Here is a 10,386-nt window from a genome sequence, read left to right on the forward strand (position 1 = left end):
AACCCAATAAAAAGGCAGAGGTCAACCCAAACTTCTACCCTTTTTGAAACCAACAATTACAGTTTTGCTTGCAAAAATAATCTTACGATGCCATTCCATAATCATAAAAAAAGCAGAAACTCATTAGAGCCTCTGCTTTTGATAAGCATCCTATTAAACATCTACTTTTACAAACTCAAAATCTTTATCTCTGTTCGGCGGTTTTGTTGGTGTTCTTCTTCGGTACAAGGGGCTCCGTCTTTACATTTATTCACCAGTTTACTCTCACCATAGCCTGCCGCAATAATTCTTTTGGAAGAGATTCCCTGATTTACGATATACGCAACCGCGGCCTTGGCGCGTTTAGTAGAAAGTGTTTTATTGTACTTGGCAGACGAACGGCTGTCGGTATGAGAGCCGAATTCAATCTTCATTTTAGGGTACTTGTTCATGACCTCCACAAGTTTGTTCAACTCAGCAGAAGCATCGGTTCTGATATTCGATTTATCTAAATCATAATAGATATTTTCGATTTTAATGACATCACCTTTTTTAAACATGGTGATATTTGCCTCGGATGTCTCTCCTCCTTTTACTTTGCTGCCCATTGTTCCTAAATTATCTTTCAGGGCTTCAATTGAGTAATCACAACCACTGGGCACTTCAAAAAGATAAGTTCCGTTTGCGTCAGTTACGGCTTCCTGAACACTGTCGTCACATTCATTTCGAAGTAATACTTTCACACCCGAGATAGGTTTGCGGTCTTTTTGGGTCGTTACTAAGCCCCGAAGTGTGAATGTTTTAGGTTTTACTTTGATTTTCGTCAACGGAATATCCAGTTTTATGACTTCTGTTATGTCTAAATCTTTGGCGGCCACATCGACCGAATTGCCAACATAGCCCTCATAAGTTGTTTTAAACACAAAATCATTTTCGGGGTCTAGGCATAAGCGTATACTACCGTTTTTATCCGTTTGACCTGTTTTTACTTCCGTCTCACTTTCACTTTTACCCGCCATGGCAACAACGGCATTTGCCAAGGGCAACTTTGTATCTGCATCAATAACATTTACAATTACGTCTTGACAGGGATTCAGCGGGCCAGTTCGTTCGAAGCGAAACAAATCATCGTCGTGCCCCCCTTGGCGTCGATTGCTGCTAAAAAAACCGCTAGTACGCTCGGCGTCAGTAATTAATCCAAAATCATCTTTGGCTGAGTTGATAGGTGTTCCAAGATTTCTTGGCTTTTTGGCCATTACGCCTTCAATAAGCTTGGCATAAAATATATCTAGCCCCCCCAATCCAGCATGACCATCTGATGAAAAATAAAGGTTTCCTTTCGCGTCTACAAACGGAAACATCTCGTTCCCCGAACTGTTGACCGCTGGTCCCAAATTGATTGGTGTAGACCAATTGGCCCCGTCATATTTACTGACGTACAAATCCGTTCCGCCAAACCCTCCTGGCATATCTGAAACAAAATACAACAGTTTATCATCTTGTGACAACGCCGGATGCCCTACGGAATATTCGTCGCTGTTGAAGGGAAGTTCTTTTAAATCCTTCCAGTTACCGTTTACACTTTCAGCAGAGTACAATTTTAGTTTATTAATCCCGTCTTTGCTTGTTTTATACTTTCCGTTCAGGTAGTTGTTACGAGTAAAAAGAATCCTTTTCCCATCTTTAGAAAAGGCAACTGGCCCTTCATGATATTTTGAATTTATGGCTTTTCCCATATTCTGGGACTCAATTACTGCATTTTTTAGAGGTGCTGTAATGATACCATTCACGTTTGCACTGCGGTAGTTTCCAGGAATGTGGGAATCATTGGCCGTTGGCGAAGTGTACTCATCTGATCCCAACAAATAGACACCTTTGGGGCGCTCGGCCTTATTTGCCAGCGTTGACCCTCCGAGTTTACTCGTCTTTTTAGAATTAATTACAGACAAATCAGGAATTTCGTATAAGTCCAGAAATGCCGTTTGATTCCAGCTGTATACTCGTTTTACGTTTAACCCTTCATTGCGGGCAGAAACAAATACCAAGCCTTTTTTATAATAAATGGGGCTAAATTCAGCTCGATTTGTATTGATATTATCAAGTGACTCTACCGTATAGCTTGCTTTATTTTTTGATAATTTTTTAACATTCGTGTATAATTTATTAAATTCTTTTCCGCGACTATCTTCTTTCTGCAACTGATTATAACGCTCATAAGCTTCTTTGGCTTCGTCATATTTGCCATTACTTGCCAATGCTTGTGCATAATACAAATAACAATTGGCATGAACTGCCGAAGGTATTGTATCCTCTCCCACAATCAACCGATAAACTCGCTCAGCATTTTGTGTATCTCTGATTTGTCGATAGCTATTTCCTAATTTAATCAACGTACTTAATTTGGTGGAATCGGCAAGGCCACCACTTTTAAGCGCCTGTTCGTACAAGTCAATCGCTTTCGAATAGGCCATCATTTCATATTGACGATTGGCCTGCTGTAAAGACGACTGTGCTTTTATTTCCTTTACCCAAAGACCAATGGCCAAAATAATGAGTAAAATATGTGTTTTCATATACTACAATTTAAGATAAAAAAAAGGTATATTCTCTTCTGTTGGTATCGTTAAGAACCCTTCATGAAGAATATACCTTTAACTATTTTTAACAAACAGTCTCCTTAGAAATACCGTGGAGTAAGGATTTTGCTCTTGCTAAATCCAAACTCATAACGCAACATTATTTCGTGGGTGGGAATGCTTAAAAACTTACGTTCTTGGTTCAAACGATTGCGTGTCCAGTCATAAGAATATCCTAGTCGGAATTGATCTGAAAGTTGTAGTTCTAACATCCCAACCAATGCATCTCCACTGAGCACTTTTCCACTGATGTCTTCCTGAATTTTACCAGCATACGTTGAAAAACGATTGTGGCGATAAGACATTCCAACTGCAATTCGGTCGTTAAACCAAAGGTTAAGGTTCCCATCCAACGACAATCCAGTTCCCTGTACATAGCGGGCCATCATGGATGGCTTTAGTTTGATATTGTTACGTCCAATCACAAACCCACTGATGACATAGAAATGACGACGTACTTTGGCGCGGTTATCTCCAGAGTCATAGTCTGAAAGGTTATTTTCAATCAAATAAGGAACCGAAACACCAATGTAAGAGCGATCGTTACTGAGATAAATACCCGTTCCGAAGTTGGGTAATATCTTAGAAACATTACTGGCAAAAGCAGGGTCGGTTAGGTTGTTGCCCAAGTTCGCTTTGGATAAATCCCAGCGAAAACTCATGGCTCCCCCTTGCAATCCCAATGCCAAGGTTGAACGCTCGCCTAACTTAATACGAAAAGCGTACGACAACATCGCCCCAGTCCAGTTCTCAAGACCTACTTGGTCATTGAAGAGTTGAAGTCCTAGTCCTACTCTTTCACGGTTTACGGGCATATCAATGCTGAACGTAGCAGTTTGAGGAGCTCCAGCCATTCCCCCCCACTGGTTGCGGTAAAGAGCAGTTGCGCTCAGCACATCTCGGCTACCAGCATAAGCAGGATTAAGTGCCATCATATTGAACATGTACTGGGAGAACATTTTATCCTGCTGAGCCCAGGTTTTACTGCTGCTAATCAAAGTGATCAGCAGCAGTAACATTGTCCATTTTTGTTTGATGATATTGTTCATCGTTCTTATCGGTTAATGGTCATAAATCGGCTTGTCTTCTTAATCTCGCCGCCGTTTTGGTCAACCAAAATCACGTTGTAGAAGTAAGTACCTACTGGTACAGCTTGATTATTAGCCCCAACTCCTACGTTAGCTGAACCTTCCCAGTCATTCTGATAATCGTTGTTACGATACACCAGATTCATCCAGCGGTTATAGATTTCTAAAACAATCTTCGTGCCGGATGGGTGACGAATCACAAATTTATCATTAATACCGTCACCGTTTGGAGAGAAGCCTTCAGGAACAAACAATCCACCGTCGGAAGGAATCACAATTGGTGTGTATTCTGCCTCCGTCAACTCCGTTGGGTCATTATTTCCGTTCAAATCAGGATTCAAACCATTGGTCGAGATGTCAGCAACCGAATTCTGTCCAGCAAGTGCTGCTCCGTAAGCACGGTTGAGATAAGGAGTGACACGTCCGTCAGTGGTAACATTGACCGTAAAGAATAGCGAGTCTGATCGTCCACCCGCCAATCGACTTTGTTCGGCAATCAAGAGGTTCACATCGCGGTCTCCGTTGAAGTCAGGATTGATGCGTAACGTACTTGAATCGTTGGCCGTTGGAGTACCTACCAGTTGATAACTAGCCCCCGTAAGCGAACTGTAGACTTTGGTCAGTGAATCCGAAACCTGAACGTTAGTCAACATACCCGCACCGTAGTTTTTCAGGATAACGCGGTAAGTGATGTTCAGACTACCATCTCCCTTGCGCACAGTATCTTTGATAGACATTGCCAAACCAAGCAACCCACTGCCAGGTGTAGAGTTAAGCGATACTGGAGTAGATTCGCTGTTGTTGCGCGGATCAAGGTCATTGTCAGGGTCAGCGTTATCGCCCGTCGTTGAAGTATCCGCAGTCATTACACCACCCTCTGTATATCCTGCACCGATTGCAATGTTATTAAACGTAGTCACAGAATCAGGATTGTAGAGAGAGATAACCACCGCCAAGTTGATGTTACGCGTTGTTCCTTTTGGCAAAGTACTCAGCGAGTCAACCAACAAATTAGTAAGCAATCCCTGACCAGTATAGCTTGAGTCAACCACAAACCCGAGGTCTGCCGTTACCAAAGGCTTGCCGATAATGACCGCCTTATTGCCAAAAGTAAGTCCCAAGTTATCTTCTACTTTGATTTTCTTGAGGTCATTGGTTCCAAGGTTGGTCACGCTGATGGTATATGGTATTTTGAACTTACCTTCACCAAGCGCTACTGGAGTACCTGCTAATTTAGACAATCCAATCATTGCACTTGGCAAATCGAAGCGCACAGGAGTAAGATTGTTGACTGGTGCATTCACCACAATACCTCTATTTGAAGCATCTGTTACGGTAGTACCGTTTCCGTTTGCCGTTGCAACCACGCTACCCAAGAAAGGTCCACTGTTACCATTAGGTTTAACATTAATGGTAATCAGGACTGTTTCTTCAGCACCTACCGCCAAGTTACTGCCAGGACCTAAGATATTTTTATCTGTTGTTCCGTTGTAACCTGCATTCGGTACGAGTGGGCTACCCGTTTCAACAACTGGCGCGCCTAACACTGCGAATGTAACTGGTGGTACAAAGCTATTCGTGATGTTATCCTTTAACACAACATTTGTCAGAGGCACATTTCCTACGTTTTTGACCGTTATTTTATAGGTTACATCGTAAGAGGTATTATCTCCTTCACCTTTTTTCTCTATTTTATCAACCGCAAGCGCAACTCCAATTGCTGGAGATATTGTACCATCGCTGATAACAATGCCTACAGACGAAAGGTTATTTGCGGTATTCGGGTCGACTTGGTCAGCATACGTAACTTCGGCTTCATTAATTACATTATAGCCTGCCTTTACTGCTTTAGTGACTACCGTCAGCGTCGTACTGTCGCCAGCTGCAATTGCAGGGATACGAGTTTTAAGTACACCACCTGTGTTTGTCAAGCCCGATGTTGAAATCAACTCCAACTGTGTTGGCATGATATCGCGAACATCTACATTAGTAGCCTTGTGCTGTCCGTTATTTTTCACCACAATGGTGTAAGTAACTTGTTCGCCAATGAGCGCCAATGTTTTATTTGCAGTTTTTGTGATACTCAAGTCGGAGCGCAACGTATCGGTAGCGCAATCGAAGATTTTTACTTCTATTGCAGCTGGTGCACTGTAACAACCATCTTTCTTATAGGTTACAAAATAAGTGCCTGCTCCTACTGCTTCTGGTGTACCAACCAAGCAATCACATCTTGGTTGAGCGGCAGAAGTAAAGATGGTAGTATAGTTGATATTACCTTCCAGTGCCTTGGTTAAGTCTACGGTATTGCTTGGGCAATCATTCCGCAGATTTTTCACGATTGGCGTTGGTAGGCTTTTCACAATTACCGTAATATAAGCTGAGTTTACAGAGCAGCAAAGGCTATCGTCAACCAATGCGTAGGAATAAGTACCAGGTTCTGTTACATTCCACTGTCTGATACCATCAGAGGCAGGGAACAGGACATTACCGTCTTTAAACCATTTTACTTTGTAGCCGTTTTCGCTTGCTTTCAACTTAACGGTATCTCCTTGGCAGATGGTAATGGTTTCGGGCAGGGTATCTGCTTTGAAAGTGCCATTTACAATAATCTGCGGTCTGAATTTGATTCCGGTAAATATTAGTTTCATCGCATCAACTCCTGCTTTACAGTTACCCTCTCCATCTGGGTCGTTGGTGGTGAGGGTGAGTATTATATTACCCTTAATCAAATCTTCCAACGATGGATAGTAGGTTGCATCCAGTGCAAGCGAGTTGCTAAAGGTACCAGTACCGTTTGTTGTCCATACTGCTCCAGTAGCCACGCCTCCTATTTTACCGTTGAGCTTGTACTGAAGCGCCGCACAGATTGAGGCATCGGCACCTGCATCAGCGGTCGCAGGGTTCGTTTCGCAAGGTGTAGTTTCGCAAGGTGAAATCAATACGGAGATAGCCGTTCCTGTACTGTAGCAACCTGCCGTTGAACGGAAGAATGCGTAGTAAGTACCAGACACTCCTACTGCTAAAGGATTAGAAACCAGTGGCGAGCTTGGTGAATTCGTTTGGTGGAATTCAAGAACCAAACCTGCATTAGGTGTATAATTCTTAACTGCAGTGGTTAAATCTACCGTCTTAACAGGACACACATTCGCCAGATTAACAACAACAGGAGCGGTAATGCGTGGTGATACTATCACATTTACGGCATTTGATGCTACGCTTTTGCAAATCGAGTTGTAGCAACATGCTGCAGTGTAGATAGTGCTCGCAGCCGGGATAATCGTTAATGTGCTGCCAATTTGGCCACTTGACCATTGGATATATCCTGCACAGTTGCCCAACGCTGTCAGTGTTACAGATTCTCCGTAGCAAAGCGTTGTCTTCGATGCTTCAATGGTTGGAGGTGCAGGTGTTCCTACCGTGATGGTTACCGGAGCAGTAGCTGCACTTTCACAATTACCTACTTTACATTTAGCCCAGTAAGAAGTAGTAGTTGTCGGAGCTACTTTTATTGAAGTACTTGAAGCGCCATTTGACCAGAGTAATGTACCGTTGCAACCTGTTGCTGTCAGGGTGACAGAATCACCTTTACAAATAGTTGTTGCCGATGCTATAATCGTTGGTACGTTTACTTTAGTTACCGCAACCGTCACCGTATTGGAAACACTACTTGTACAATCTGCTTTTTTACATACTGCGGTGTAAGTTGTCGTTCCTAAAGGTGTAACCGTGATACTGTTGCCAGTAGCATTGTTTGACCATTGAATGGTTCCGCCTTCACATCCTGAGGCAGTAAGTGTTACAGAATTTCCTTCGCAGATTACTGCTGAAGTTGCTACAATACTTGGGGCTGTACAATTAGCCACTGTCACAGTAACAGACGCTGATGCTGCACTAGTACAATTACCTATCTTACAAACAGCGGTATATGAAGTAGTCTCAGTAGGATTAACTACGATGCTTGCTCCTAACATTCCGTTCGACCAAGTAATTGTTCCTGCACAACCCTCTGCTGTAAGTACTGCCGTTTCACCTAATTTAACTGATGATGGCGTAGCTTTCACAATTGGAGGTGTAACTGGGATAACCTGTATGGTGTAATTGGCAGACACAGGGCTTGTACAGTTACCTACTTTACAAGTAGCTGTATAGGTTGTAGTTACCGTTGGAGTCACTACGATTGCAGGGCCAGTAGCTCCTGTTGACCAATGAACAATACCCGCACAGCTTGGTACTTCCAGCGTAACACTTTCTCCTGGACATACTTTGTCGGTGCTGCAAATAACTACTGGTTTCTCAGGTACAGGTACCACCGTTACAGTTGCTGCCCCAGGCGAGCTTTCACAATTGCCTATTTTACAGATGGCAGTGTACGTACTGGTGGTATTAGCTACTAATGTGATACTTGCACCCGTGGCACCCGTACTCCACATTACTGTACCAGCACAACCAGCCGCGGTAAGTGTCACGCTAGTACCTGCACATACAGTAGCCGATGGGCTCACCGTTATGGTTGGTGCTGTTGTGTTGTTCCCGACAGTTACAGTTACACTTCCAGGAGCGCTATCACATTTCCCAGCTACACGGCATGAAGCAGTGTAAGTAGTTGTGACGGCAGGCTTAACCACGATACTTGCCGTTGTCGCGCCTGTGCTCCAGGTAATCGTACCTGCACAATTGCTAGCCGTCAAGATTGAGCTGTCACCAGCACAGATGCTCGGTTTAGATGCTACTACCGTTGGCGCAGGGCCTGTAGTAGTCACTGTAATTTTTACTTTATTCGATTTAACGCTTTCGCAAGTTCCTACTTTACATACAGCAGTATACTCAGTAGTCACAGCAGGGCTCACTGAAATCGTGCTGCCTGTTGCGCCATTAGACCAGATGATGCTTCCTTCACATGTTCCAACTGCGGTGAGCGTTGTGCCTTGACCTGCACAAAGCAAGGTCGATTCAGCAGAAATAATCGGAGCCGTTGGATTTCCTACAGTTATTGTAACTGGAGCAGAAGGAGCGCTGACGCATTTACCGATGGTGCATGTTGCCGTGTAGGTCGTTGTCGACGTTGGGCTTACCACGATACTTGCACCAGTCATCGTATTTGACCATGTTACTACACCTGTGCAACCTGCTGCGGTGAGGGTAACACTGCCACCGTTACAAATTGTTGTTGAAGGACTAGCTGCAACCGTTGGCGAAGCAATTGGAGTGACCGTGATGACGTAATCTTTCGATTTCGACTTACAGCCCCCATTATTACATACTGCCCAGTAAGCAGTCGTCTCTGAAGGATAAACGACAATTGCGTTACCTGTTTCACCAGTTGACCACTCTACGATACCTGTGCAGTTTTTTACTTCCAACGTAACACTTTCTCCTGGGCAAACTTTATCGGTGCTGCAAATAACTTCAGGTGAAGGTCCGCCTGGTGTTACAGTAATAGTTACACTCGCTTTAGGACTTTCACACTTCCCGATTTTACAGAATGCAGTGTACGTTGTAGTTGCACCCGGAGTTACCGTGATTTGCGCTCCTGTTGCGCCTGTACTCCACATGATAGTACCTGCACAATTGGCCCCAGTCAAAGTTACAGTGCTGCCTGCACAAACGGATGTGGAAGGACTTGCTGCAATTGTTGGCGTTGTTGGCGTATTTACATACACTGTAATTGCATTTGAAGGACCGCTACTGCAACCATTCTTCGTACAAATCGCAGTATACGTTGTTGTTACAGCTGGTGTGACAACAATGTTTGCGCCTATCATATTGTTTGACCACTGGATTATTCCACCCTGACAACCAATTGCGTGAATCGATGTGCTGTCACCTGGACAAATGTTGGTGGTTGCACAAGCCAAAATCGGAGGTTCAGGTTGTACACAAGTCGTTTTAATTGTTACGCGGGATGTATCGTTGCCAGGTTTAGTCGGATCGTTATCTGGGCTTTTCACGATGGCAGTGTTTGTTATTGAACCAACAGCATTAATAGTTGCTTTGATTTTCAGGGTACGATTGGCTGCATTAGCCAAGTTACCAATAGTCCAAACACCCGTTGCAGCATTGTATTCAGCAGAAGGATCCGCGCTTACAAACGTCAATGAAGCAGGTAATACATCACTTACTGTAACATTTGTTGCATTGTTCGGGCCTTCATTAGAAGCAACTACATTATAGGTAATTGTTTGTCCAACAGTATAAGGACCCGCTTCAAGTACCTGCTTCTCAACAGACAGGTCTGTCAATCTTACACAAGACTTAATTGTAAGTTTCAATAAAGCACCGTTGCTGTATACACCACATTTAGCCACTTCAAATAAGTAGTAGTCGCCAGAAGTACATACTTTGGTCGGATCAAGTACTTTAGTACCAGGCTGGTGATCGAAGGTAGTATACCATTCGAAACGACCGCCTTCTGTGCGAATTGTACTATGAATAAAGGTGGCCAAGTTCACACAAGAATCAGGACATGTATTTTCACCCATACCACCACACGTTGGGGTTGGAGGAATTGCACATGGTGTTACATTGATTAGCTCATCGTCGTCGTCATCTTCCCCTTTATTGAATCCATTGCCTGGCGTCGAATCCTTGTCTTTTACCGTGTTGCCATTCTTATCGCGGGCATCCTTGATCTGAGCATAGTTCCGCAGACTCGTCCCCGCAAAAGAGGCATCCACTTTCACCGT

At 43.7% G+C, this 10,386-nt stretch carries 3 protein-coding genes; all 3 read right to left on the reverse strand.

The window, feature by feature from the left end; translation table 11 throughout:
* Window positions 1–167 precede the first annotated feature (167 nt).
* Window positions 168–2,552, reverse strand: a complete 2,385-nt coding sequence (locus NCI00_RS03165; RefSeq protein WP_253524943.1) for an OmpA family protein — start codon at window positions 2,550–2,552, stop codon at window positions 168–170.
* Between the two features lie 104 nt (window positions 2,553–2,656).
* Window positions 2,657–3,664, reverse strand: a complete 1,008-nt coding sequence (locus NCI00_RS03170) for a PorP/SprF family type IX secretion system membrane protein (protein ID WP_253524945.1) — start codon at window positions 3,662–3,664, stop codon at window positions 2,657–2,659.
* Window positions 3,665–3,669: 5 nt separating this feature from the next.
* Window positions 3,670–10,383 (reverse strand): T9SS type B sorting domain-containing protein, encoded by a 6,714-nt coding sequence (locus NCI00_RS03175; RefSeq protein WP_253524947.1) that lies wholly within the window; start codon window positions 10,381–10,383, stop codon window positions 3,670–3,672.
* Window positions 10,384–10,386: the final 3 nt, after the last annotated feature.

The sequence above is a fragment of the Runella salmonicolor genome, assembly GCF_024158025.1.
GTDB classification, from domain to species: domain Bacteria; phylum Bacteroidota; class Bacteroidia; order Cytophagales; family Spirosomataceae; genus Runella; species Runella salmonicolor.

Excerpts from the sequence above, each read along its gene's own strand:
- NCI00_RS03165 (WP_253524943.1), bottom strand. The coding sequence starts at position 2,552 with ATGAAAACACATATTTTACTCATTATTTTGGCCATTGGTCTTTGGGTA.
- NCI00_RS03170 (WP_253524945.1), bottom strand. The coding sequence starts at position 3,664 with ATGAACAATATCATCAAACAAAAATGGACAATGTTACTGCTGCTGATC.